Below are 25,503 nucleotides of genomic sequence, written 5' to 3' on the forward strand. Positions count from 1 at the left end.
GGCCGGGCTCCGGGGGGCCGGGGTGCCCCTCAGTCAGTCGGTGGCGCTCGAGGCCAGCCGCTCGGCCTGGGCGCGGCCGACCTCGGCGGCGCGGTGCAGGTAGTCGCCGATGACGGCGAGCTCGGCGTCGGAGTAGCCCTCCAGTACGGCGCCGAAGGCGCGGCCCGGGGTCTCCCAGGCCGCGCCGATCCGGTCGCGGGCGGCGGGGGCGAGGGCGACGAGGGAGCGGCGGCGGTCGTTCGGGTCGGCGCGGCGCTCGACGATGCCGGCCTTGACCAGGCGGTCGACGAGCCGGGTAGCCGAACCGGACGTCAGGCCGGTGAGGCGGGCGACGTCACCGGTGCTGACCGGTTCGGGCTCCATGTCGAGGAGGGCGACGCACTGCAGGTCGGTGGGGTGCAGGCCGACGTGGTCGGCCATGGCCTGGCTGAAGAGCGAGTAGTCGGCGTAGTGCCGCTGGCTTTCGGTGACGATGCGCGCGAGCAGCTCGGCGCGGGTCCACTCCGCACTCGAACGGGGGTTGTTGGTTGACATCGGCTTCTCCGTGCTTCAAATTTGTCTGTGTGACACAGGAAATGCGTAACGCAGAGAATGTGTCACACGGAATCTGTGTCACGTCCTCAGTCTAGAACAGGAACGAGAACAGGAAGAAGCCATGTCGAAGATCCTCGTCACCGGCGGCCGCGGCGCCGTCGCCCGCGGTCTCACCGCCCTCCTCGCCACCGACGGCGTCCCGCACCGCCTCGCATCCCGCGAGCCCGACAAACCCGGCACCGTCCACTGCGACCTCCCACCACCTGACCGTGCCTGACGGGCCCCGGGTACGCGAAAGGCCCCGCTCCGCTTTCGCGGAACGAGGCCTTCTCGCAGGGTGAGTGACGGGACTTGAACCCGCGGCCACCTGGACCACAACCAGGTGCTCTACCAACTGAGCTACACCCACCATGTCCGGTCGGAAAACCGACCGGCCGAAGAAAAGGTTACAGGGTCCGGGAGGGTGCTCGCTCCCCCCTTTCCCCGTGCCCCTCGCTGTCGGGTACTACGGGGTGCTACGCGCCGGGGACGACGTGCTTGGCGGCGATGGTCCGCGCCGTGTCCGAGTCCGGACCGGGCTGCGGCACGAAGACGGCCTCCCGGTAGTAGCGCAGCTCGGCGATGGACTCCTTGATGTCCGCGAGCGCCCGGTGGTTGCCGTTCTTCGGGGGGCTGTTGAAGTACGCGCGCGGGTACCAGCGGCGCGCCAGCTCCTTGATCGAGGAGACGTCCACGATCCGGTAGTGCAGGTACCCCTCCAGCGCGGCCATGTCGCGCAGCAGGAAACCGCGGTCGGTGCCGACCGTGTTTCCGCAGAGCGGGGCCTTGCGGGGGTCCTTCACGTGTTCCCGTACGTAGGCCAGGACCTGCGCCTCGGCGTCCGCGAGGGTGGTCCCGCCGGCCAGCTCTTCGAGCAGGCCGGAGGAGGTGTGCATCTCGCGCACCACGTCGGGCATGGTCTCCAGGGCCGCGTCCGGCGGGCGGATCACGATGTCCACGCCTTCGCCGAGCACGTTGAGCTCCGAGTCGGTGACCAGTGCGGCCACCTCGATAAGTGCGTCGTCCGTCAACGAGAGCCCGGTCATCTCGCAGTCGATCCACACCATGCGATCGTTCATGCGCCCCACCTTATGCGGAAGGTCCCCCACATCGGTGACCGCCGATGCGGGGGACCTTCTTCGAGCGATGCCCGCAAGGGGCTACGCGTGCTCGCGCAGCACCCGCCCGGGGGCGTACAGCTCCGTCACCGTGGGACCGGCCGCGGCCAGTGCGGCCGCGGTCCGCTGGGGCTGAGGAGTGCGCTGGTGCGGTACCGGCGACTCCGACAGCTGCGCCACCTGGGCCACGTCCGCCTGCGGGCGACGGGCCCGGTAGGCGGAGCGGTAGGCGGCCGGGGAGGACCCCAGCTGGCGGCGGAAGTGCCCGCGCAGCGCGACCGGCGAACGGAACCCGCAGCGTCCGGCGACCTCGTCGACCGAGTAGTCGGAGGTCTCGAGCAGCCGCTGTGCCTGGAGCACCCGCTGGGTGATCAGCCACTGCAGCGGTGCGCTGCCGGTGAGCGAGCGGAACCGCCGGTCGAAGGTGCGCCTGCTCATGTAGGCGCGGGCGGCGAGCGTCTCCACGTCGAACTGCTCGTGGAGGTGCTCCAGTGCCCAGGCGACGACCTCGGCCAGCGGGTCGGCGCCGATCTCCTCCGGCAGAGACCGGTCGAGATAGCGCTCCTGGCCACCCGTGCGGCGCGGCGGCACGACGAGTCGACGGGCCAGCGCACCGGCCGCCTCGCTGCCGTGGTCCGTGCGCACGATGTGCAGGCACAGGTCAATTCCGGCCGCGGTGCCCGCGGACGTCAGCACATCGCCGTCGTCGACGAACAGCTCGCGCGGATCGACGTGGACGGACGGGTAGCGCTTGGCCAGCGTCGGCGCGTACATCCAGTGCGTCGTCGCGGGCCGGCCGTCCAGCAGACCCGCGGCGGCGAGCACGAATGCCCCCGTGCACAGTCCGACGATCCGGGCACCCTCCTCGTGCGCCAGACGCAGTGCGTCGAGCGCCTCCGGCGGCGGCGGTGAGGTGATGGAACGCCACGCGGGCACGACGACCGTGCCTGCCCGGGCGATCGCCTCCAACCCGTATGGCGCGGTCAGCTCGAGTCCGCCGGTGGTCCTCAGTGGACCGTCTTCACCGGCGCAGACGAGCAATCGATAGCGTGGAACTCCCGCGTCCTGCCGGTCAATGCCGAACACGGAAAGTGGAATGGAGCTCTCGAAGATCGGCCCGCCGCTGAAGAGCAGCACCGCGACGATCTCCCTGCGGCGACGCCCCGCGAGCTTCCTGCCGTCTACGACGACGGCGGTGGAATCCTGGCTCATGGCGCTAAGCCCCCCTTGGGTGTCGCGACTCCTTGGTCTGGTCGCACCTGCACGTTTCCCCTCGGCCTTGCACGTGGCTCCCCCGCCGTAAATACATGATCGAATCTACTGCGTCCCGTGGTGTCGGCGTGACAAGTTCAGCACGCAGCGCTATGTCGACTTGGCAACTTGGCGAAAAGTATTCGATCAGGAAGCGTTCCACTCCGCCACCCGCGAGGGAAGCGCACTGTCCGGCCATGGCCAGTACTCATAGGGTCAGGGACCCCCTGTGGCGGACTAGTCGCTGATGGTGAGGAGGTTGGGGGGACATTCCGGCAAGGGGGGTGACCTGCCGGGAAGTTGGCTGAAAACGTGCGGGTGTGGATGTGCGAATCGGTCAGTCGTGAGGGGGCAAACCGGCGGAACCGTGACATCCCCGGTGCACGGAGCCCCCGGCGCGCGAGTGCCGGCCCCGGTGGGCGGGCGCGGCGCGGTCCTCCACGGGCACCCGGGCGGCATTCCGCTCCTCCTTCTCCGAGTGCCGCAGCAGCACCCGGCAGGCGGCCGTGACGGCGGCCAGGCCGAGCGTGGCCACCGCTGCCCCGCCGAACGAGGTCCCGTAGACGACCAGGACGACCGGGACGAGCAGGCAGCTGAAAGCCGCCCAGCGCACCACGTCACCCGCGGGGTCGTCATGAGTACGTCTGGCGGGGTGCACGGAAGAGTGAAGAGGGGGAGGCGACATGTGGACGGACTGCTTCGGCTGAGCGGGCGACTGAGCGGGCTGGACGGGGTGAACCGGATGACCGGGCACGGCGTGCTCCCTGCGGGCTCTTCCTGGACGGTCGGACTCGTGTCCAACGCCGGGCGGAGCGGCTCGGTCACTGCGCGCACGGGTGGCGCCTACCCGGGACGGAGTCATTCGTCACTGCCTGTAGGGGACAGCGGCCATTGCCAAGGCGGCGGCGCTGCGGCATGCTCCCTTGGACGCTCTCCAAGGGCGGCATGCCCTGTGCAGCACAGGAGTGTCGCCGTACCCTGGTGGGTATGGCTTGGGAAGATGCTTCCCGGACAGAGCTCGGTCACACTGAGTTGCCATTCCCGGAATCTTCACCGCTAGAACCGTCGCTTCCGCCTACTGTCGCCACGCCGCCTTGTCCCTTCCCCCGAGGACCTCTTCGTCGAGACACCCATGGCCGGTCACGAATTCTCCGAACCTGCGGACCGCAAGCGCAAACACCTCGCCGATACTGAATCGGCCGACCTGCGCGCGGTGGAACAACCACGTCATCCCTGCGACCCGGCCTTCCGGCACGGGGTCGTGGTGGGCTTCGACGGATCCACGTCCAGCGAGCGCGCCCTCGCGTACGCGATCGGGATGGCCCGTCGCTCAGGATCCGGTCTGATCATCGTCCATGTGGCGAACCGGCTGCCCACCACCGTGTGGGCCGGCTGCGAGCCGCCGGTCTTCGTGGACGTGCCGGACCACCGCACCGAGGTGCTGGGCCTGGAGCTGGCGTGCGCCGACTACCTCTCCGAGGTCCCGTGGATCCTCGTCGAGCGCGGCGGGGACATCTGCCACGAGCTGGAGGAGGTCGGCCGGGAGTATTCGGCGGACGCCATCGTGGTCGGCTCCACGCACGGGATCGTCGGCCGGATCTTCGGCTCGGTGGCGGGCCGGCTGGCGAAGCGGGCGCAGCGACCCGTCGTTGTCATCCCGTAACCGACCGTATGTCGATTGTGTGGTTGTGAACCCCCTTGTAAGGGGTAGATAAAGGCTGCTGGGACGCAGCAAACAACTGCAGATCGAAGGGAGCCCGCCGTGGACAATGGTGTCTCTGCGGGAAGCACGGCCTCGACTTCGACCCTCGGGCACATCGCCCTGGGTCTCACCCTTCTCGCGTTCGGTATCGGCCACACCGGGATCATCGGCGGTGTGACCGTGGCCAACTCCGTGTCGCTCGCGACCTTCCTCGGCGGCCTCGCCCTGTTCGTCCTCGGGATCCTCGAATACCGCGGCGGCAACGGCTTCAACGGCACGGCCTTCGCGGGTCTCGGAGCCTTCTGGTTCACCTGGGCCAACGGCGCCGACGGAAAGGTTTCGGCACACGCGGCCGGACTGTTCCTCGTCCTGTTCGCCATGCTCGCGCTGACCCTCACCGCCGCGGCCTCGGGCGGACTGTTCGGCCAGGGCGTGTACGGCCTGTTCACCCTCTCGCTCGTACTCCTGGCGATAGGCACCTTCGCCGAGACCGACGGGCTGGCCAAGGCGGCCGGCTGGGTGGCGGCACTGTCCGGACTGCTGGCCTGGTACGGGGCCACCGCGGCCCTGGCGAGCTGGCCGATGGCGGTCGGCAAGGGCTCGCGCGGCGCGGTCGCCGCGAGCTGAGGAACCCGGCACGCAGCTCACGTGAGGCCCCCGGTACCCACCGGGGGCCTCACGCGTGCCGGCCTCGCTCACGTGCGGGTCGGCTACTCGACGGTGACGGACTTCGCCAGGTTGCGCGGCTTGTCGATGTCCCGGCCCAGGGCCAGGGCGGTGTGGTACGCCAGCAGCTGCAGCGGGATGCCCATCAGGATCGGGTCCAGCTCGTCCTCGTTCTTGGGCACGAGGATGGTGTGGTCGGCCTTCTCCTGCTTGGTGTGGGCGACGGCCAGGATCCGGCCGCTGCGGGCCTTGATCTCCTCCAGCGCCGCGCGGTTCTTCTCCAGCAGGTCGTCGTCCGGGACGATCGCGACCGTCGGCAGCGACGGCTCGATCAGGGCGAGCGGGCCGTGCTTGAGCTCGGAGGCCGGGTAGGCCTCGGCGTGGATGTAGGAGATCTCCTTGAGCTTCAGGGAGGCCTCCAGGGCCACCGGGTAGCCCCGGACGCGGCCGATGAACATCATCGACTTGGCCTCGGCGTACTCGGCGGCCAGCGTCTTGATGTCCTCCTCGCCGTCGAGGATCTCCTGGATCTGCGCGGGCAGCTTGCGCAGGCCGTCGATGATCCGCTTGCCGTCGGTGACGGACAGGTCGCGGATGCGGCCCAGGTGCACGGCGAGCAGCGCGAAGGCCACGACCGTGTTGGTGAAGCACTTGGTGGAGACGACGCAGACCTCGGGGCCGGCGTGCACGTACACGCCGCCGTCGGCCGCGCGGGCGATCGCGGAGCCGACCACGTTGACCACGCCGAGGACGCGGGCGCCCTTGCGCTTGAGCTCCTGCACGGCCGCCAGCACGTCGTAGGTCTCACCGGACTGGGAGACCGCGATGTAGAGGGTGTCGGGGTCCACGACCGGGTTGCGGTAGCGGAACTCGGAGGCCGGCTCGGCGTCGGCGGGGATCCGGGCCAGGCTCTCGATGAGACCGGCGCCGATCAGGCCGGCGTGGTACGAGGTGCCGCAGCCCAGGATCTTGACCCGGCGGATGCCGCGCGCCTCGCGCGGGTCCAGGTTCAGGCCGCCCAGGTGGACGGTGTTGAAGCGGTCGTCGATCCGGCCGCGCAGGACGCGGTCGACCGCGTCCGCCTGCTCGGAGATCTCCTTGTGCATGTACGTGTCGTGGCCGCCCATGTCGTAGGAGGCGGCCTCCCACTCCACGGTCTCGGGCGTGGCGGTGGTCGTCGTGCCGGAGGTGGTGTAGGTCCGGAAGTCGTCGGCCTTCAGGGTCGCCATCTCGCCGTCGTCGAGGGTGACGATCTGGCGGGTGTGGGCGACGAGCGCGGCGATGTCCGAGGCGACGAACATCTCCTTCTCGCCGATGCCGAGGACGACGGGGGAGCCGTTGCGGGCCACGACGATGCGGTCGGAGAAGTCGGCGTGCATGACGGCGATGCCGTAGGTGCCCTCGACGACCTTCAGCGCCTCGCGGACCTTCTCCTCCAGGGTGTCGGCCTGGGCGCGGGAGATCAGGTGCACGAGCACCTCGGTGTCGGTCTCCGAGAGGAAGACGACCCCGTCGGCCTCCAGCTTGGCGCGCAGCTCGGAGGCGTTGTCGACGATGCCGTTGTGGACGACGGCGACCTTGTTGTCGGCGTCCAGGTGCGGGTGGGAGTTGATGTCGCTCGGGGCGCCGTGGGTGGCCCAGCGGGTGTGGGCGATGCCCGTGGTGCCGGCGAAGCGCTTGGGCACCCGGGACTCCAGCTCGCGTACGCGGCCCTTGGCCTTGACGACCTTCAGGGTCGCGGCCTTCGGGCTGTTGACGACGATGCCCGCGGAGTCGTAGCCGCGGTACTCCAGTCGCTGCAGGCCCTCCAGCAGCAGCGGTGCCACGTCACGCTTGCCGATGTAACCCACGATTCCGCACATAAGGTCTTTCCCCTCCTGGAGTTCGAATGCTCTTTTGCCACTGCCCGCCCCGGTGCCCGCCCCCCTGTCCGGGGCGGCGCCCCGCCGTGGCCGGTCAGCCGTAGACGATGCGGCGCAGCTGCCGGAGCGAGAGCTCCGGGGGCGCCACGGCGCGGTGCGGCAGTTCGGCCGCGATCCGCTCGAAGATGTCCGCGTTGACCGCGCCGCCGGACTGGAGCTCACGGTGGCGGCGGCGGACGAACTCCTCGGTGCTCTCGTCGAAGTATGCGAGCACGTCGAGAACCACTCGGGCGGCCTCGCCCCGCTGGAGCGAGGTGCTGCGCACCAAGTGGTCGACGAGGTCGTCGTGCGACGGGCGGTGGTCGGGCATCCGTCGATATTGGCGGTCAGAGCCGCAGAACGCAAAGATCCTGCCCGAAATCGGGCAGGATCATGCTGGTCTGGACCAACGGAGTGGTCAATTCCGGTCTTGGTTGATCAGAAACGTCCCAAAACTGCCGCTTTCGCCGTGGCGAACTCCTCGGCCGTGAGGATGCCCGCCTGGTGCAGCTCTCCGAGCTCGCGCAGCCGCCGCAGCAGGGCGTCGTGGTCCGCCGCCCCGGCCACGGCCGGCTCCGCCGCGGGACCGGCGGCCGGGGCGGCCGCCAGGGCCTGCTTCGGCTCGGACCCCGAACCGGGACCGAGATCCGGACCGGGGCCGGGATCGGGCGCCGCCGGGTGCGGCATGCGTACGGCCACGGCCGCCGCGACCAGCGCCATCAGCGGGTCCTTCTTGAAGCCGAACAGCTCCACCGTGTGCGGGTCGTACTTCGGTGCGGCGCTCTGCGGGGCACCGGCCAGGACGAAGCGGATCCACCCGTTCTCCAGCCCCCGTGACGGAGCCCACTCCACCGACCGCAGGTCCGCGACCCGGAACTCGCGCGCGCCGCCGGATCGTTTGGCCTCCTCCGTCGTCCAGTTCCAGTCCAGCGACACCCGGTCCCCGTCGAAGGCCACCGTCCCGTCGCCCGCGCCGACCGTGATCGGCACGGCGGGGCCGGGCACCAGGTAGGAGTCCGCGGGCCCGGGGTCCACCTGGTCCAGCAGCAGGGCGTTGCGCACCTCGTCCACGAAGTACTCCGCCACCCCCGACCGGTCCGACTCCACGGTCAGCCGGTACGGATCGGAGGCCTCCGGCAGCCGCCCGCCCGTCACCTGGAGCAGCGGGTCGGCGCCGTCACGCAGCCGCAGGCGCAGCCGGCCCGCCTTGCGCCCCGGTTCGTAGGAGACTCCGGCCAGCGCGCGCAGCGGCACGACCACCTCGCCGAGCGTCTGGCGCAGCAGTCCCACCCCCTTGTCGCGGCCCGGCACGATGCGCACCGCGTCCCCGTCGAAGGTCCATGTGCCGTCCTTCTGGATGATTTCCGCCATCCTCGGATTCTCGCACCGCCCGAACGCCCTCCTTCCGGGCCCAGTTGGCCTATACCTGTGCGCATGAGAGTCCCGCGACGCACCCTCGCCGCCCTCCTCGTCCTCGCCGCCGTCCCCGCGGCCGCCTCCTGCACCGCCGCCCGCGGCGACGACGCCCGGCCCGGCGACGAACCCCCCGCCGCGCTCGCCCCCTACGAACGGCTCCTGCCGGCGCCCGCCTCCGCGCACGCCGAAGGCCCGGGGTACGCCTTCGGGCCGGGCACGGTCATCCGTACCGGCCCGACCGGCGACGAGGAGGTCCGCAAGGTCGGCGAACTCCTCGCCGAGCAGCTGCGGGGGCCCAGCGGGCTGCCGCTGCCCGTGGTGGACGGCGCCGAGGGCGACGGGATCCGCCTCAGGCTCGACGGGGCGGCCGAGGACGCGGGGGAGGAGGGGTACCGGCTGGAGTCCCGACCCGGCGGGGTCACGCTCACCGCCCGCACGCCCGCCGGGCTCTTCCACGCCGGCCAGACGCTGCGCCAGCTGCTGCCGGTGTCCGGCCCGGGGACGGTGCCGGGCGGGACGGTCACCGACGCGCCGCGCTTCGCGTACCGGGGGGCGATGCTCGACATCGCCCGCCACTTCTTCACGGTGGAGCAGGTGAAGAGGTACGTGGACCAGCTCGCCCAGTACAAGGTCAACACCCTGCACCTGCACCTGACCGACGACCAGGGGTGGCGCATCGCGATCGACTCCTGGCCGCGGCTCGCGCAGGTCGGGGGCGCCGGCGAGGTCGGCGGCGGGCCCGGCGGCCACTGGACGAAGGACGACTACCGGGAGCTGGTGGCCTACGCGGGGGAGCGGTACGTGGACGTGGTCCCGGAGATCGACATGCCGGGGCACGTGAACGCGGCGCAGGCCGCCTACGCGGAGCTGAACTGCGACGGCAAGGCGCGCGAGCCCTACACCGGGATCAAGGTCGGCTTCAGCTCGCTGTGCGTCGGCGAGGAGCGGACCTACGAGTTCATCGACCAGGTGCTGGGCGAGCTCGCGGAGCTGACCCCGGGCACGTACCTGCACATCGGCGGCGACGAGGCGCACTCCACGCCGGCGGCGGACTACGCGGCCTTCATGGACCGGGCGCAGGCGGTGGTGGCGAAGCACGGCAAGACGGTGGTGGCCTGGCACCAGCTGGCGACGGCCCGTCCGGCCGGGGGCGCGGTGCTCCAGTACTGGGGACACGACCGCACCCCGGCGCCGGAGAAGGCGGCCGTCGTCGCGGCGGCCAAGGCGGGGAACCCGGTGATCCTGTCCCCGGCGGACCGGCTGTACCTGGACATGAAGTACGACAAGGCGACGAAGCCGGGGCTGGCCTGGGCGGGGTACGTGCCGGTGCGCAGGGCCTACGACTGGGACCCGGGGAGCTACCTGGCCGGTGGGCTCCCGGAGTCCGCGGTCCTGGGCGTGGAGGCGCCGCTGTGGACCGAGACGGTCGCGACCCGCCTCGACCTCGAGCTCCTGGCCTTCCCGAGGGTGCTGGGCCTGGCGGAGCTGGGCTGGTCCCCGGCCGCGGCCCGCGACTGGGACTCCTACCGGCTGCGCCTGGCGGCCCAGGGCCCGCGCCTCGACGCCCAGGACGTCAACTACCACCGGGCCCCGGACGTGCCCTGGTCGTAGCGCGGCCCGGAGCGCCGCGGCCGCTGCCGGGGCCGGGTCGGGCCGGGGTCAGCCGGCCAGTCGGTCAGCCGGTCTTCTTGGCGTTCTGGAGGGCCTTCGCGAGGTCTTCCAGGATCTGCGCGCACTTCTCGTACGAGTAGATCGGCTCGGTCACGCGGGGGGTGACCTGGCCGGCCTTGACGGCGGGCAGCTCGGCCCAGGTCGGCTTGGCCTTCAGCTCGGTCGGCTGGAGGGTGCCGGTGCGGTTGTCGAGGAGGACGACGTCGGCCTTGTACTTGCCGGCGTTCTCCCAGCTGAGGCTCTCGAAGAAGCCGCCCTCGTCCGTCGTCTCCGGGGTGACGAACTCGACGCCGAGCGACTGGAAGTACTTCAGGTCGGCGGAGGTGTCGGGGGTGGAGATGTAGAACAGGTCGGCGGAGCCGGAGCCGACGAGCACCTTGATGCCCGGGTTCGCCTTGGTGGCCTCGCGGAGCTTCGCGGAGGCCGCCTCGAAGCGGGCCTTGCCGTCGACGGCCTTCTTGGAGTTCAGGTCGGCGCCCAGGGACTCGGCGAGGGCCGCGGTGCGGGCCAGGGCCTTGTCCATCGAGACGTCGCGGCCCACGCTGACCGCGGCGGCCGGGGCGAGCTTGAAGATCTTGTCCTTGGAGGCCTCCGGCACGTACCAGTACGTGCCGTCCCAGGTGTTGGTGACCAGCAGGTCGGGCTGGAGCGCGGCGTACTTCTCGACGTTGAACTCGTCGTAGACGTTGCCGAGGATCTCGACCTTGGAGATGTCCATCGAACCGGCCTGGACGTCGGGCTTGCCGTCGGCGGTCTTCGTCGGACCGAAGACGCCCTTGACCTTGACGCCGTAGTCGTACAGCGCGGCGGCGGTGCCGGTGAAGGCGACGATGTTCTTCGGCCTCGACTTCGCGGTCAGGGGCTGCTGGGAGAGGTCGTCCTGGAAGCTCCAGGAACCCGAGCCCGTGCCCTTGTCGCCCGATCCGTCCTTCGCGGAGCCGTTGCCGCCGCAGGCGGTGAGCGCGGCGACCAGGCCGAGGGCGCCGCCTGCCGCGATGAGGCCGCGGCGGGTGAGGAGGGAGGATCGGGATCTGGGCATGGCAGTGTCCGCTTTCATGCGTGCGAGGTGGCGGTGGAGCCGTCGAAGGAAAGTTAGCCTAACCTTACCTGAACGTGGTGAGGGGCCCCGAGTGCTCGGGGCCCCCTCGTCCGCGGTCCGCGGTCCGCGAACGGCGAACGGCGAACTGTGAACGGCGAACTGTGAACTGCGGACTTGCGGTGTGCGCACGGCCGTCGGTCAGGCGGAGAGCCCCAGTTCACGGGCGATCAGCATGCGCTGCACCTCGCTCGTGCCCTCGCCGATCTCCAGGATCTTCGAATCGCGCCACATGCGGGCCACCGGGTACTCGTTCATGAACCCGTAGCCGCCGTGGATCTGCGTGGCGTCGCGCGCGTTGTCGACGGCCACCGTCGAGGAGTACAGCTTCGCGATGGCCGCCTCCTTCTTGAACGGCTCTCCGGCCACGAGCCGGGAGGCCGCGTCGCGCCAGCCGATCCGGGCCATGTGCGCGCGCATCTCCATGTCCGCCAGCTTGAACTGGATGGCCTGGTTGTCGCCGATCGCCTTGCCGAAGGCGTGCCGCTCCTTCGCGTACTTGACCGACTCGTCCACGCAGCCCTGCGCGAGCCCGGTGGCGAGCGCCGAGATGGCGATGCGGCCCTCGTCGAGGATCCGCAGGAACTGGGCGTAACCGCGGCCCTCCTCGCCGACCAGGTTGGCGAGCGGGACCCGTACGTCCTGGAAGGCCAGTTCGCGGGTGTCCGAGGAGTTCCAGCCCACCTTGGAGTACGGGGCGGCCACCGTGAAGCCGGGGGTGCCGGACGGGACGATGATCGAGGAGATCTCGGGGCGGCCGCCCGCCTTGCGGCCCGTCACGGCGGTGACGGTGACCAGACCGGTGATGTCCGTACCGGAGTTGGTGATGAAGCACTTGGAGCCGTTGATGACCCACTCGTCGCCGTCCCGGACGGCGGTCGTGCGGGTGCCGCCCGCGTCGGAGCCCGCGCCGGGCTCGGTCAGGCCGAAGGCGCCCAGGACCTCCCCGGAGCACATCTTCGGCAGCCACTGCCGCTTCTGCTCCTCGGTGCCGAAGAGGTAGAGGGGCATCGCGCCCAGCGAGACGCCCGCCTCCAGGGTGATGGCGACCGAGGAGTCGACGCGGGCGAGCTCCTCCAGGGCGATGCCGAGGGCGAGGTAGTCGCCGCCCATGCCGCCGTACTCCTCGGGGAAGGGCAGGCCGAACAGGCCCATGCGGCCCATCTCGGCGACGATCTCGTACGGGAACTCGTGCCGCTCGTACAGGTCGCCGATCTTCGGTGCCACGACATCGTGCGCGAACGCCTCGACGGTGCGGCGGAGTTCCTCGTGCTCGGGGGTGAGCCGGTGGTCGAGGGCCATGGTCTTCGTTACTCCTTGTGGGAGAGGGCGCGGACGGTACGGGAGGGGCTGGGTCGCCCCAACCGCTCGGCCATCCACACGCTCGTGGCGGTGAGGGCGGCCAGATCGACCCCGGTCTCGACGCCGAGGCCGTCGAGCATCCAGACGAGGTCCTCGGTCGCGAGATTGCCGGTGGCGCTCTTGGCGTACGGGCATCCGCCGAGGCCGCCGGCGGAGGCGTCGACGGTGGTCACGCCGTGCTGGAGCGCGGCGAGGGTGTTGGACAGGGCCTGGCCGTAGGTGTCGTGGAAGTGCACGCCGATCCGGTCGGTGCCGACGCCCTCCTCGTTGAGCGCGGAGAGGAGGGTCCGCACGTGTCCCGGGGTGGCGACGCCGATGGTGTCGCCGAGGCTCAGCTCGTCACAGCCGAGGTCGAGCAGGGCCTTGGCGACGCCGACCACCTGGTGGACCGGGACCGGCCCCTCCCAGGGGTCGCCGAAGCACATCGAGAGATAGCCGCGCACGTGCGCCCCGTGCTCCTTGGCCCGGGCCACGACGGGCTCGAACATGGCGAGGGACTCGGCGACGGTGCGGTTGAGGTTGCGCGAGGCGAAGGTCTCGGTGGCCGAACCGAACACGGCGATACGGGTGGCACCGAGCGCGAGCGCGCGGTCGAGGCCGCGCTCGTTGGGCACGAGGACGGGCAGCGCGGCCTTCACGTCGGCGAGGAGCGGGAACAGTTCCTCGGCGTCGGCCAGCTGGGGGACCCACTTGGGGTGCACGAAGCTGGTGGCCTCGATGGTGGTGAGCCCGGCGGCGGCCAGCCGGTGGACGAACTCGGCCTTGACGGCGGTGGGGACGGCCGTCTTCTCGTTCTGCAGCCCGTCGCGGGCGCCGACCTCGTGGATGCGGACGCGCGCCGGGAGTCCGGCCGCGGGGACGGTCATGGGCAGCCCGTTCACTTGGCCTCCTCCTCGGTCGCGGGGGTGACCACGGCCAGGACCTGGTCCATGGCGACGGTGGTGCCGGGGGTGACGTCGATTTCGGTGACGGTGCCGGCGTGCGGGGCGGAGATGACGTGCTCCATCTTCATGGCCTCGACGACGAGCAGGCTCTGCCCGGCGATGACCGTGTCCCCCACGGCCACCTTGACGACGGTGACGGTGCCGGGCATCGGCGCGGCGAGGGTTCCGGCGCCGGTGTGCCCCCGGCCGCTGAGGGCTGCTGCCACGGGGTCGTGGTCCTGGACGTGCCAGGAGTCGCCGTCGCGCCCGAGCCAGGTCCCCTCCGGGGAGGTGGCGTGGCTGAACCGGTGGGTGACCCCGTCGAGTTCGACCGTGAGCCGATCGGAGGTCAGCTCGACGATCCGTCCCCGGGCCGGTGCGCTGGGGGCGTCGCCGTCGAGTGCAGGTGCGAGGAGCAGTTCTGTGTCAGAACCGGACGGCCGGGTGCGGATCGTGACCGGGTCCTGGCCCGGGAGGCGGAAGTGGTGGACCGTCCAGGCGGGCGTCCCGCCGAGGCGCCAGCCGTTGGCGGAGTCGAACGGGTCGACCCACCTCTTCGGCCCGTCCGGCGTTCGAGGACCGGGGTCCGGGGCGGAGCCCCGGTTTCGGGAAGGGGCGGGGTACCACCACCCCCACGCCTGTCCCGCAGGTCCCGGACACCCGTGTCCCGACCGTCATCGCGGACGACGTGCACGTGATCTACAAGGTGCACGGCACCGGCGGCCGCAAGGGCGGCGCCACCGCGGCCCTGAGTCGGATCTTCTCCCGCAAGCCCGCCCCCGGCATCCGCGAGGTGCACGCCGTCAAGGGTGTCAGCTTCACCGCGTACAAGGGCGAGGCCATCGGCCTGATCGGCACCAACGGCTCCGGCAAGTCCACCCTGCTGTCCGCCATCGCCGGCCTCCAGCCGGTCGCGCGCGGCCGGATCTTCTCGCACGGCCAGCCGTCCCTGCTCGGCGTGAACGCCGCGCTGATGAACGACCTGACCGGCGAGCGCAACGTCGTCCTCGGCGGCCTCGCGATGGGCATGACCAAGCAGCAGATCCGCGAGCGCTACCAGGGCATCGTCGACTTCTCCGGGATCAACGAGAAGGGCGACTTCATCTCGCTTCCCATGCGGACCTACTCCTCCGGCATGGGCGCCCGGCTGCGCTTCTCCATCGCCGCCGCCAAGGACCACGACGTCCTGATGATCGACGAGGCCCTGGCCACGGGCGACGCCGCCTTCCAGCGGCGCAGCCAGGCCCGCATCGAGGAGCTCCGCGAACAGGCCGGCACCGTCTTCCTCGTCAGCCACGGCATCGGCACCGTCCGCGAGACCTGCGACCGCGCGATCTGGCTGGAATCGGGCGTCCTGCGCATGGACGGCCCCGCGGACGAGGTCTGCGACGCGTACGAGGAATTCACCAACAGCCGCTGACACATCCGGCCACCTTTCAGCCCCGCCGGCGTTTGAGGCGCGGGGGTCCGGGGGCAGCGCGCCCGGCAACGGCGCCGCACCCGCCCACGACGGGACGCCGAACGGGCCGGGCCCGGGAACCCTCAGGGGTCCCGGGCCCGGCCCGTACTCGTACAGCGGCCCGCAGGGCTACACGTGCGCCCGCAGCAGCGACCGCATCGTCCGCATCGCGACCGACAGGTTCGCCAGGTCGAAGTCGTCCGACCCCTGGATCTCGTCCAGCGTCGTCCGCGCCCGCCCGATGATCGCCGTGTTCTTCTCCTCCCACGCCTTGAAGCGCTCCTCGGGAGTCGACGTGCCGTTGCCGACCGTCAGCACGTCGGCGGTCAGCGCCGCGTGCGCCGAGAACAGGTCCTCGCGGATGGACGCGCGGGCCATCGACTGCCAGCGGTCGGCCCGCGGCAGCTCGATGATCCGGTCCATCAGCTTCGTGATCTCCAGCCGGTCCGCGAGGTCGTAGTACACCTCGGCCACCGCCAGCGGCTCGACGCCCGTGCGGTCCGCGATCGCGACGATGTCCAGCGTCGGGAAGGCCGAGGAGAACCCGGCCACCTTGGCCGCCAGCTCCTCCGGCACGCCCTCGCCGATCAGCTCGGCCATGACCGCCTCGTACCACTCCAGGTCCGCGCCGCGAACGAGCTTCGGCACGTCCGACCAGACCCGCGCCACCCGCTCGGCGAAGAGCTCGATGGTCTCGGTGATCTGGAGCGGCTGCGGCCGGTTGTTCAGCAGCCAGCGCGTACCGCGCTCGACCAGGCGCCGCGAGTGCAGCCGCACCCGGGTCTGGACGTTGGCGGCGACCTCGTTGTCGAGCGCCTCGACGGCGTCCCACACGTCGGCCAGTCCGAAGATCTCGCGGGCGGCGAGCTGCGCCCGGACGATCTCCTCCAGGGAGGCCCCGGTCTCCTCCCGCAGCCGGTGCAGGAAGGTCGAGCCGCCGCTGTTGACCGTGTCGTTGACCAGCACCGTGGTGATGATCTCGCGGCGCAGCGCGTGCCCGTCGACCTGCTCCGGGAACTTCGCGCGCAGCGCGCCCGGGAAGTAGGCGTGCAGCAGGCGGGCCATGTACGGGTCGTCCGGCAGCCCGGTGTGGATGAGCTCGTCCGCCACCGTGATCTTGGTGTAGGCGAACAGGACGGCCAGCTCCGGCTGGGTCAGGCCCTTGCCGTTGTTCAGCAGTTCGCGGATCTGCCGGTCGTTGGGCAGGAACTCCAGCGCCCGGTCCAGCAGGCCGTCCCGGCCCAGGCGGCGCATGAAGCGCTGCTGGGCGTGGAGCAGGCTGGGCGCCTGGGCCGCGCCGTTGGACAGCGCCACGTTCTGCGCGTAGTTGTTGCGCAGCACCAGCCGGCCGACCTCGTCGGTCATCTGGGCGAGGAACTTGTTGCGCTGCTTGACGGTCAGGTCCCCGTCGGCGACCACCGAGTTCAGCAGGATCTTGATGTTCACCTCGTGGTCGGAGGTGTCCACGCCGGCGCTGTTGTCGATGGCGTCGGTGTTGATCTTGCCGCCCTCGCCGCCCGCGCCGCTGCGCGCGAACTCGATGCGGCCGAGCTGGGTCAGACCCAGGTTGCCGCCCTCGCCGATGACCTTGGCCCGCGCGTCGGAGCCGTTGACGCGGATGGCGTCGTTGGCCTTGTCGCCGACGTCCGCGTGCGTCTCGGCCGTCGCCTTGACGTACGTACCGATGCCGCCGTTCCACAGCAGGTCCACCGGGGACTGCAGGATCGCCTTCATCAGGTCGGCCGGGGTCATCTTCGTGACGCCCGCCTCGATGCCGAGGGCCGCGCGGACCTGCGCGTTGACCGGGATGGCCTTCGCGCTGCGCGGGTGGATCCCGCCGCCCTGCGACAGCAGCGAGGTGTCGTAGTCCGCCCACGAGGAGCGCGGCAGGTCGAACAGGCGCCGGCGCTCGGCGTAGGAGGTGGCCGCGTCCGGGTTCGGGTCGATGAAGATGTGCCGGTGGTCGAAGGCGGCGACCAGGCGGATGTGCTCGGAGAGCAGCATGCCGTTGCCGAAGACGTCGCCGGACATGTCGCCGACGCCGACGACCGTGAAGTCCTGCGTCTGGGTGTCGTGTCCCAGCTCGCGGAAGTGCCGCTTGACGGACTCCCAGGCGCCGCGGGCGGTGATGCCCATGCCCTTGTGGTCGTAGCCGGCGCTGCCGCCGGAGGCGAAGGCGTCGCCCAGCCAGAAGCCGTAGGACTCCGCGACCCCGTTGGCGATGTCGGAGAAGGTCGCGGTGCCCTTGTCGGCGGCGACGACGAGGTAGGTGTCGTCCTCGTCGTGGCGGACCACGGCCTTGGGGTGCACGACCTCGCCGCCGACCATGTTGTCGGTGATGTCGAGGAGCGCCGAGATGAAGATCTTGTACGAGGCGATGCCCTCGGTGAGCCAGGCGTCGCGGTCCACCGAGGGGTCCGGCAGGTTCTTGGCGACGAAGCCGCCCTTGGCGCCGACCGGCACGATGACGGTGTTCTTGACCATCTGCGCCTTGACCAGGCCGAGGATCTCCGTACGGAAGTCCTCGCGCCGGTCGGACCAGCGCAGGCCGCCTCGGGCGACCTTGCCGAAGCGCAGGTGGACGCCCTCGACGCGCGGGGAGTACACCCAGATCTCGAAGGCCGGGCGCGGGGCCGGCAGCTCCGGGATGGCCTGCGGGTCGAACTTCATCGACACGTACGAGTGCTGCTCGCCCGCGCTGTTCAGCTGGAAGAAGTTCGTGCGCAGGGTGGCCTTGATGAGGGTGAGGAAGGACCGCAGGATCCGGTCCTCGTCCAGCGAGGCGACCTGGTCCAGGGCCCCGTCCAGCTCTTCCAGCATCGCGTCGACGAGCTCGCTGCCCGCGGACTGGCGGCCGGGCGACATGCGGGCCTCGAAGAGCGAGATCAGCAGCCGGGTGGTGTGGACGTTGTTGCGGAGGGTGTCCTCCATGTAGTCCTGGCTGAAGGTGGCACCGGCCTGGCGCAGGTACTTGGCGTACGCGCGCAGCACCACGGCCTGGCGCCAGGTCAGCCCGGCGCCCAGCACCAGGGTGTTGAAGTTGTCGTTCTCGGCGTCGCCCTGCCAGACCGCCGAGAAGGCGTCCTGGAACCGCTCGCGGGCGTCGTCGCCGAGGTAGTTGGACGCCGCGGCGCCGTCCCCGTTGCCCGTCGGGAGCGGCATCCGCAGGCCGAAGTCGTAGATCCACGCGTTGCTGCGGTCGCTGCAGCGCAGCTCGTAGGGCCGCTCGTCGGTGACCTCCACGCCCAGGCGCTGCAGGACCGGCAGCACCGCGGAGAGCGAGACCTGCTCGCCGGTGCGGTAGATCTTGAACCGGCGTTCGCCGGGGCCCGCGCCGACCGGCTCGTACAGCGACAGCGCGAACGCGCGGTCGCTCGCGGACAGCCGCTCGAGGTGGCACAGGTCGGCCACGGCCGCGCGCGGCGAGTGGTCGGCCTTGTAGCCCTCGGGGAAGGAGTTCCCGTACTTGCGCAGCAGCTCGGCGGCGCGCTCCTCGCCCAGCTCGGCGACGAGCGCCTCGCCGAAGCCGTCGGCCCAGGAGCGGGCGGCCTCGACCAGCCGGCCCTCGATCCGCTCCACGTCGGCGTCGGTCAGCACGGGCAGCTCGGTGCCCTGCGGGACGCGGACGACGAAGTGGATGCGGGAGAGGATCGACTCGGTGTTCCAGGCGGTGAAGTCGACGCTGATGCCGTCGAGCTCCTCCTGCAGGATCGCGATCAGGCGCAGCCGCACGCCGGTGGTGTAGCGGTCGCGCGGCAGGTAGACGAGCGCGGAGTAGTAGCGCCCGTACTCGTCCTGGCGCAGGTACAGCCGCAGCCGGCGGCGCTCCTGGAGGTAGAGCACGGAAGTGGCGATGGCCTGGAGCTGGTCGACCGGGGTCTGGAACAGCTCGTCGCGCGGGTAGGTCTCCAGGATCTGCAGCAGGTCGCGGCCGTCGTGGCTGGACGCCGCGAAGCCGGCGCCTTCGAGGACCTCGGCGACCTTGCGGCGGATGACGGGGACGCGGCGCACCGACTCGGTGTACGCGGCGGAGGAGAACAGTCCGAGGAAGCGGCGCTCGCCGACGACGTTGCCCTCGGCGTCGAACTTCTTCACGCCCACGTAGTCGAGGTACGAGGGGCGGTGCACGGTGGAGCGGCTGTTGGCCTTGGTCAGCACCAGCAGGCGGTGCTCGCGGGCCTTGGCGCGGGCGTCGGCCGGCAGCCGGTTGAAGGACGGCGAGACGGGGTGGCCGTCGTCCTTGCCGCTGTGGTGCGGGTCGGAGCGCAGGATGCCGAGGCCGGTGCCGGGCACGGCGGACAGGGAGTCGCCGTCGACGAGGTTGTACTCGCGGTAGCCGAGGAAGGTGAAGTGGTCGTCGGCGAGCCAGCGCAGCAGCTCGCGGGCCTCTTCGAGCTCGTACTCGCGCAGGTCGGGCGCGGTGGGCTCGGCGGGCAGGCCCTCGGCGATGCGCAGCGCGGCGTCGCGCATCTTCTCCCAGTCCTCGACGGACTCGCGGACGTCGGACAGGACGCGCAGCAGGTCGGCGTTGATCTGCTTGAGGTCGGCCTTGTCGGTCTCGCGGTCGATCTCGACGTGGATCCAGGACTCGACGAGGGAGTCGTGGGGGCGCGCGGTGCGGGGGCCGTGCGCGTCGCAGTCGGGGCCGAGGATCTCGATCAGCTTGCCGGTGACGTCGCGGCGGACGACGACCTGCGGGTGGATCACGACGTGGATGCCGCGGCCCTGGCGGGACAGCTCGTTGGTGACGCTGTCGACCAGGAACGGCATGTCGTCCGTGACCACCTCGACGACGGAGTGGCTGGAGGTCCAGCCGTTCTCCTCCACCGTGGGGGTGTGCACGCGGACGTTCGCGGTGCCCTGCGGGCGCTTCTCCGCGATCCGGTAGTGGGAGAGCGCTGCCCCGAACACGTCGACCGGATCCCGGTCCAAGAGGTCCTCGGGGGCGGTGTGCAGGTAGTAGCGCTGGAGGTAGGAGAGCATCGCGTCCCGGTCTGGACGGTCAGCACGCTCCCCTGGCTCGGACCCAGTCGGAAGTAGCCCCCCGGCCGGGCTGTTCTCGGCTACCCGGGCCGCCCGCGAAAGCAGCTCGGCCTTTGCTTCGTCCAGCTTGGTCTGCATGTCCTCTGGCTCCTGTCGCGCGCCATTGCGTGACGTAGGTGAAGGAAGGAATGGCACAGCACCGCGAGGCGGGATGTCCGGTCGGGATCGACGCTATGCCGTCGAGAGAATCGCCTGGGAGGGAATCGGCCATGATCGGCAAGAGGTCCCGGCGACGGGGATCAGCGATGGCCCGGGCACGGTCGTGCGCCGGGCGCTTGCCGGAGGCTTCAGTGCCTCCGAGGACTATCGCGCTGATCACGGGTACCAGGCTATCTCGCTCCACCCCCGACTCGTCATGAGCTGTATGTGTACAAATCCAGGGGGGGAAGTTTGACACTCTGGACAGCGACGCGCCCGGGACGGCGTGCCCGGTCACGATCCGGTCGCTATCCGGCCAGTTCGCGAGCAGTGCGTACGGCCTCCGCCAGGCTGTCGACCACGGGGACACCGGCCGATTCCAGACTGCTGCGGCTGTGCGAACCGCCCGTGTAGAGGACGGCCCGCGCTCCCACGTGCGCCGCGGCCAGCGCGTCGTCCACGGCGTCTCCGATGAGTACCGTACGCACGGCCGTCACCCCCGTCCCCTCCAGGGCCTCCAGGTGGCGTACGAGGTGTCCCGCCTTGCTGGTGTGGGAGGGGCCGATGCGCCCGTCGACGCGCAGGAAGTGCAGGTCGATGCCGTGCGCCCGGACGAGCGGGACGAGCTTGTCGTGGGGCGCGAGGGACAGCAGGGACTGGGTGAGCCCGTCCGCCTGCCAGTCCCGGAGCAGCTCCCGGGCGCCTTCGGCGAGCCCGGCGGTCCCGGCGGCGGCCCAGTAGTGGCGGTGGAAGGTCTCGTCCATGACCAGCCACTCGGCCTCCGTGGGGAGCCGGCCCATGAGGCGTTCGTAGAACTTCGGCACCGGTACGACGTACAGCTCGCGGTACCGCTCCAGGGTGATCGGCGCGAAGCCCAGCTCGGCGAAGGAGGCGTTGGTCGCGTCGATGACGGCGTCGATGTCGTGGAGCAGCGTGCCGTTCCAGTCCCAGACGATGTGCGAGGAGGCGGATCCGGCCGGGGACACGGGGGCCTGCGGGGCGGACGCGGGGCTCCGAGGGCTCTCCCGGCTCATTTCAGCAGCCCCGGAATCTCCTGCACCCCGAACCAGAGCAGCTCGTGGTCCTCGGCTCCGTCGACGGCGGACCCCGCGGCCTCGTCCCCCAGGTCCGCGGCCGGGACGGCCAGCGCGGCGGCCGTCACGTCCTCCACGGCGTCCTGCGCGTCCACGTGCACGGCGGCGGCCACGGCGAGCCGTACGGCCCCGGCGAGGGCCACCCGGCCGAGCGCGGCCTCCTCGTCCCCGGGGACGGCGGTGGCGGCCTCGTCGTCCACGTCGACGGCGACGACGACCCGCTTGCGGGGCGCGCCGGAGTCCTCGGCGATCAGGCGCAGCGAGGCGGCCGCGGCCCGGCCCAGGGCGGCGTACTCCAGTTCCTCGATGTCGTCCGACACGAACCACTCGCGCAGCTCCGGCGTCACGGCGTAGGCCCGCAGCGGAGCCGGACCCAGCTCACCCGCCTCGTGCGCCGCGGCGAGCCCGGGGAGGGTCAGGGGGACGTACACGCGCATGGCCGGCTGCTTTCGGTAGTCGGAAACGCCCTCAGGATACGACCGTTCCGCGCCGGGGTCCGGACTCCGTCCGTGACGGGTCCCGTCCCCCTTCGGGGTGCCGGGGTGCGGCCGGCGGGCGTCCACCCCGGTCCGCGCGGCACCGGGTCGGGGGCCCGGGGGCCCGGGCTCCCGACCCGGATAGGTGAAGGCCGCCCCGGCCGCGGCGGCCGCGCGGGGCCGTTGCGGAGCGTGTTCGCGGACCCGTAGAAGTGCCCTGAAAAGTTACCGCCCGGTACCCGATCCGGGCCCCGACTTCCAAGGGGACGACCGCCATGACCACAAGGACGACCATGCCCACAAGGACCACCAAAACCGCCAAGACCACCAGGGCCGCCAGGACCGCCAGGGCCGGGAACACCGCCCGGCCCCCCGGCCGCCACGACCAGCGCCGCCCGGGGGCCGCCGTCCACCGCGGCCCGCACCACTGGTTCGCCGACCGGCTCCTCGCGGTGCTCAGCGGCCGCCGGCCGGTCCACTCCCTGATGGGCCACACCGTCGGCCCCGCCTACGACCAGCTGATCGCCCTGGCCCCCGCGGACCCCCTGTGCGACCGGCTCACCCCCGTGGTCCACCGGTGCGGCCGCTTCACCCCCGGCCCGGGGGTCATCGAGGCCTTCGCCCGCATCGCCACGGGCGACCGACTGACGGCGCTGGCCTTCCGCCTGGAACAGGGCACCGACCTGCGCTGGCGCTGCGCGGCCGTCGAACTCCAGGGCATGCGGCCGTGACCGCGCGCGGCGCCCGGAGCGCCCGCACCCCCCACGACGCCGGGGCCGGACCCCACGTACGACGTGGTGTCCGGCCCCGGCGGGGAGGGTACGAGCCGTGCCCGCTACTTCTTGCGGCGGCGGCCGCCCGAAGCCTTGGCGGCCTTGCGGCGCTCCGCCCGGGTCATCCCGGAGTCCTCGCCGGACTCCGATGCGAAGTCGCCCTCGACGACGCCGCCCTCACCGTCGACCGTCGGCGCGGAGAAGTGCAGCCGGTCCGGACGCTGCGGAGCGTCCAGGCCCTTCGCGCGGATCTCCGGCTTGCTCAGCGACGGACCCGCGTCCTGCACCGGGACCTCCTCGACCTGCTGCTCGACCTGGACCTCCAGGTTGAACAGGTAGCCGACGGACTCCTCCTTGATGCCTTCCTGCATGGCGTTGAACATGTCGAAGCCCTCGCGCTGGTACTCGACCAGCGGGTCCTTCTGGGCCATCGCCCGCAGGCCGATGCCCTCCTGCAGGTAGTCCATCTCGTACAGGTGCTCACGCCACTTGCGGTCCAGCACCGACAGCACCACGCGCCGCTCCAGCTCGCGCATGATGTCGGAGCCGAGCGTCGCCTCGCGCGCCTCGTACTGCTCGTGGATGTCGTCCTTGACGGACTCCGCGATGAACTCGGCGGTGATGCCCGCGCGGTCGCCCGCCGCGTCCTCGAGCTCCTCCACCGTGACCTTGATCGGGTAGAGCTGCCCGAAGGCGTTCCACAGCCGGTCCAGGTCCCACTCCTCCGCGAACCCCTCGACCGTCTCGGCCGTGATGTACGCGTCGATCGTGTCGTCCATCATGTGCCGGATCTGCTCCTGGAGGTCTTCGCCCTCCAGGACCCGGCGGCGCTCGGCGTAGATGACCGTGCGCTGGTTGTTCAGGACCTCGTCGTACTTCAGGACGTTCTTGCGCGTCTCGAAGTTCTGCGTCTCGACCTGCGACTGGGCCGAGGCGATGGCCCGCGTGACCATCTTGTTCTCGATCGGCACGTCGTCCGGCACGTTCGCCATCGACATGACGCGCTCGACCATCTGCGCCTTGAACAGGCGCATCAGGTCGTCGCCCAGCGACAGGTAGAAGCGGGACTCGCCCGGGTCGCCCTGTCGGCCCGAGCGGCCGCGCAGCTGGTTGTCGATGCGGCGCGACTCGTGGCGCTCGGTGCCCAGCACGTACAGCCCGCCGAGCTCCTTGACCTCCTCGAACTCCGCCTTCACGGCGGCCTCGGCCCGCGTGAGCGCCTCGGGAAGGGCGTGCGCCCACTCCTCGATGTGCTCCTCCGGGTCCAGACCGCGCTGGCGCAGCTCGGCCTCGGCGAGGTCGTCCGGGTTGCCGCCGAGCTTGATGTCGGTACCGCGGCCGGCCATGTTCGTGGCAACGGTGACGGCGCCCCGGCGGCCGGCCTGGGCGACGATCGTCGCCTCACGGTCGTGCTGCTTGGCGTTGAGCACCTCGTGCGGGATGCCGCGCTTGGAGAGCTGCTGGGAGAGGTACTCGGACTTCTCGACCGACACCGTACCGACGAGGATCGGCTGGCCCTTCTCGTGCTTCTCCGCGATGTCGTCGACGACGGCGGAGAACTTCGCGACCTCGGTCCGGTAGATCAGGTCCGCCTGGTCGATGCGGACCATGTCGCGGTTGGTCGGGATCGGGACGACACCGAGCTTGTAGATCTGGTGGAACTCGGCGGCCTCGGTCATGGCCGTACCGGTCATGCCCGACAGCTTCGAGTAGAGGCGGAAGAAGTTCTGCAGGGTGATCGTGGCGAGGGTCTGGTTCTCGTCCTTGATGTCCACCCCTTCCTTCGCCTCGATCGCCTGGTGCATGCCCTCGTTGTAGCGGCGCCCGGCCAGGATGCGGCCGGTGTGCTCGTCGACGATCATGACCTCGCCGTCGATGACGACGTAGTCCTTGTCGTTCTTGAACAGTTCCTTCGCCTTGATGGCGTTGTTCAGGTAGCCGACGAGCGGGGTGTTCACCGACTCGTAGAGGTTCTCGATGCCGAGCCAGTCCTCGACCTTCGCGACACCGGTCTCGTGGATGGCGACGGTGCGCTTCTTCTCGTCGACCTCGTAGTCGCCGGTCTCCTCGATGCCCTTGAGGGGCTGGCCGGGCTCGCCCTTGGTCAGGCGGGTGACCAGCTTCGCGAAGTCCGCGTACCACTTGGTGGCCTGGTCGGCCGGGCCGGAGATGATCAGCGGGGTACGGGCCTCGTCGACGAGGATCGAGTCGACCTCGTCGACCACGGCGAAGTTGTGGCCGCGCTGGACGAGCTCGTCCTGCGACCACGCCATGTTGTCGCGGAGGTAGTCGAAGCCGAACTCGTTGTTCGTGCCGTACGTGACGTCGGCGGCGTACTGCTCACGGCGCTGCGCCGGCGACATGTTCGCCAGGATGCACCCGACCTCGAGGCCGAGGAACTTGTGCACCCGGCCCATCATCTCGGAGTCGCGCTCGGCGAGGTAGTCGTTCACCGTGATCAGGTGGACGCCCTTGCCGGACAGCGCGTTCAGGTACGCGGGGAGCGTGCCGACGAGGGTCTTGCCCTCACCGGTCTTCATCTCGGCCACGTAGCCGAGGTGCAGCGCCGCGCCACCCATCATCTGGACGTCGTAGTGACGCTGGCCGAGGACGCGCTTGGCGGCCTCGCGGACGGTCGCGAAGGCCTCGGGAAGCAGGTCGTCCAGGGTCTCGCCGTCCTGGAAGCGCTGCTTGTACTCGTCCGTGAGCGCACGCAAGTCGGCGTCGGAGAGGTTGACGAAGTCCTCTTCGATGGAGTTGACCTGGTCCGCGATGCGGTGCAGTTTTTTGAGGATCTTGCCTTCGCCTGCACGCATGAGCTTGTTGAAGACGGACACCGAG

General features: G+C 70.8%; 20 protein-coding genes, 1 tRNA gene and 1 pseudogene. 6 read left to right on the top strand and 16 right to left on the bottom strand.

The features are described from left to right. Positions 1–33 precede the first annotated feature (33 nt). Positions 34–534: a MarR family transcriptional regulator gene (locus DRB96_RS22000; RefSeq protein WP_112450000.1), complete on the bottom strand. Its 501-nt coding sequence runs from the start codon at positions 532–534 to the stop codon at positions 34–36. 121 nt (positions 535–655) lie between these two features. Here DRB96_RS22000 and DRB96_RS43135 point away from each other — a divergent pair, with 121 nt between their 5' ends. Beyond that, a complete protein-coding gene (locus DRB96_RS43135; RefSeq protein WP_162688454.1) occupies positions 656–811 on the top strand; it encodes a hypothetical protein in 156 nt (51 codons plus the stop codon). A gap of 59 nt (positions 812–870) precedes the next feature. Here the strand turns inward: DRB96_RS43135 and DRB96_RS22005 are convergent. From DRB96_RS22005 to DRB96_RS22020, 4 genes are all read right to left on the bottom strand, one after another. After that, a tRNA-His gene (locus tag DRB96_RS22005) sits at positions 871–943 on the bottom strand. A 106-nt stretch (positions 944–1,049) separates the two neighbouring features. After that, a complete protein-coding gene (gene orn / locus DRB96_RS22010; protein ID WP_112450001.1) occupies positions 1,050–1,652 on the bottom strand; it encodes an oligoribonuclease in 603 nt (200 codons plus the stop codon). Between the two features lie 81 nt (positions 1,653–1,733). Next, positions 1,734–2,903 carry a helix-turn-helix domain-containing protein gene (locus tag DRB96_RS22015; RefSeq protein ID WP_112450002.1) on the bottom strand — a complete coding sequence of 390 codons (1,170 nt, stop codon included), beginning with the start codon at positions 2,901–2,903 and terminating at the stop codon, positions 1,734–1,736. A gap of 376 nt (positions 2,904–3,279) precedes the next feature. Continuing rightward, positions 3,280–3,627 carry a hypothetical protein gene (locus DRB96_RS22020; protein WP_112453630.1) on the bottom strand — a complete coding sequence of 116 codons (348 nt, stop codon included), beginning with the start codon at positions 3,625–3,627 and terminating at the stop codon, positions 3,280–3,282. A 447-nt stretch (positions 3,628–4,074) separates the two neighbouring features. On the opposite strand from DRB96_RS22020, the gene DRB96_RS22025 reads away from it, so the two are divergent. Both DRB96_RS22025 and DRB96_RS22030 read left to right on the top strand, forming a co-directional pair. Continuing rightward, positions 4,075–4,605: a universal stress protein gene (locus DRB96_RS22025; protein WP_112450003.1), complete on the top strand. Its 531-nt coding sequence runs from the start codon at positions 4,075–4,077 to the stop codon at positions 4,603–4,605. A gap of 99 nt (positions 4,606–4,704) precedes the next feature. After that, positions 4,705–5,271, top strand: coding sequence for a GPR1/FUN34/YaaH family transporter (locus tag DRB96_RS22030; protein ID WP_112450004.1), 567 nt, complete (start codon positions 4,705–4,707; stop codon positions 5,269–5,271). 83 nt (positions 5,272–5,354) lie between these two features. Here the strand turns inward: DRB96_RS22030 and glmS are convergent, their stop codons facing one another. The 3 genes from glmS to DRB96_RS22045 form a co-directional block, all read right to left on the bottom strand. Continuing rightward, the gene (gene glmS / locus DRB96_RS22035) at positions 5,355–7,172 is read right to left on the bottom strand and encodes a glutamine--fructose-6-phosphate transaminase (isomerizing) (RefSeq protein WP_112450005.1); all 1,818 of its coding nucleotides are present in this window, start codon (positions 7,170–7,172) and stop codon (positions 5,355–5,357) included. Between the two features lie 94 nt (positions 7,173–7,266). Continuing rightward, positions 7,267–7,542 (bottom strand): hypothetical protein, encoded by a 276-nt coding sequence (locus DRB96_RS22040; RefSeq protein WP_112450006.1) that lies wholly within the window; start codon positions 7,540–7,542, stop codon positions 7,267–7,269. Positions 7,543–7,649: 107 nt separating this feature from the next. After that, a complete protein-coding gene (locus tag DRB96_RS22045) occupies positions 7,650–8,582 on the bottom strand; it encodes a DUF4429 domain-containing protein (protein ID WP_112450007.1) in 933 nt (310 codons plus the stop codon). A 63-nt stretch (positions 8,583–8,645) separates the two neighbouring features. On the opposite strand from DRB96_RS22045, the gene DRB96_RS22050 reads away from it, so the two are divergent. After that, positions 8,646–10,238 carry a beta-N-acetylhexosaminidase gene (locus tag DRB96_RS22050; RefSeq protein ID WP_112453631.1) on the top strand — a complete coding sequence of 531 codons (1,593 nt, stop codon included), beginning with the start codon at positions 8,646–8,648 and terminating at the stop codon, positions 10,236–10,238. 64 nt (positions 10,239–10,302) lie between these two features. Here the strand turns inward: DRB96_RS22050 and DRB96_RS22055 are convergent, their stop codons facing one another. From DRB96_RS22055 to DRB96_RS45970, 4 genes and pseudogenes are all read right to left on the bottom strand, one after another. Continuing rightward, positions 10,303–11,337 (bottom strand): ABC transporter substrate-binding protein, encoded by a 1,035-nt coding sequence (locus DRB96_RS22055; protein WP_112450008.1) that lies wholly within the window; start codon positions 11,335–11,337, stop codon positions 10,303–10,305. 198 nt (positions 11,338–11,535) lie between these two features. Continuing rightward, positions 11,536–12,696, bottom strand: a complete 1,161-nt coding sequence (locus DRB96_RS22060; protein ID WP_112450009.1) for an acyl-CoA dehydrogenase family protein — start codon at positions 12,694–12,696, stop codon at positions 11,536–11,538. An 8-nt stretch (positions 12,697–12,704) separates the two neighbouring features. Then, the gene (locus DRB96_RS22065; protein ID WP_112453632.1) at positions 12,705–13,622 is read right to left on the bottom strand and encodes a hydroxymethylglutaryl-CoA lyase; all 918 of its coding nucleotides are present in this window, start codon (positions 13,620–13,622) and stop codon (positions 12,705–12,707) included. An 11-nt stretch (positions 13,623–13,633) separates the two neighbouring features. Continuing rightward, positions 13,634–14,230: pseudogene (locus DRB96_RS45970) on the bottom strand (biotin/lipoyl-containing protein); the annotation flags it as partial. Positions 14,231–14,367: 137 nt separating this feature from the next. Between DRB96_RS45970 and DRB96_RS22075 the strand changes: the two are divergent. Continuing rightward, a complete protein-coding gene (locus tag DRB96_RS22075) occupies positions 14,368–15,099 on the top strand; it encodes an ABC transporter ATP-binding protein (protein WP_239517752.1) in 732 nt (243 codons plus the stop codon). Positions 15,100–15,267: 168 nt separating this feature from the next. Here the strand turns inward: DRB96_RS22075 and DRB96_RS22080 are convergent, their stop codons facing one another. From DRB96_RS22080 to DRB96_RS22090, 3 genes are all read right to left on the bottom strand, one after another. After that, positions 15,268–20,259 (bottom strand): NAD-glutamate dehydrogenase, encoded by a 4,992-nt coding sequence (locus DRB96_RS22080; RefSeq protein WP_112450011.1) that lies wholly within the window; start codon positions 20,257–20,259, stop codon positions 15,268–15,270. Positions 20,260–20,627: 368 nt separating this feature from the next. Continuing rightward, a complete protein-coding gene (locus DRB96_RS22085) occupies positions 20,628–21,353 on the bottom strand; it encodes an HAD family hydrolase (protein WP_112450012.1) in 726 nt (241 codons plus the stop codon). After that, positions 21,350–21,850: a hypothetical protein gene (locus DRB96_RS22090; RefSeq protein WP_112450013.1), complete on the bottom strand. Its 501-nt coding sequence runs from the start codon at positions 21,848–21,850 to the stop codon at positions 21,350–21,352. The genes DRB96_RS22085 and DRB96_RS22090 overlap by 4 nt, the downstream gene beginning before the upstream one ends. A 332-nt stretch (positions 21,851–22,182) precedes the next feature. Here DRB96_RS22090 and DRB96_RS22095 point away from each other — a divergent pair, with 332 nt between their 5' ends. Next, on the top strand, positions 22,183–22,620 hold the full coding sequence (locus DRB96_RS22095; RefSeq protein WP_112450014.1) for an Rv3235 family protein: 438 nt from the start codon (positions 22,183–22,185) through the stop codon (positions 22,618–22,620). Positions 22,621–22,724: 104 nt separating this feature from the next. Here the strand turns inward: DRB96_RS22095 and secA are convergent, their stop codons facing one another. After that, positions 22,725–25,499 (bottom strand): preprotein translocase subunit SecA, encoded by a 2,775-nt coding sequence (gene secA, locus DRB96_RS22100; protein ID WP_112450015.1) that lies wholly within the window; start codon positions 25,497–25,499, stop codon positions 22,725–22,727. Positions 25,500–25,503 lie beyond the last annotated feature (4 nt).

This window comes from Streptomyces sp. ICC1, assembly GCF_003287935.1.
GTDB lineage: Bacteria > Actinomycetota > Actinomycetes > Streptomycetales > Streptomycetaceae > Streptomyces > Streptomyces tritrimontium.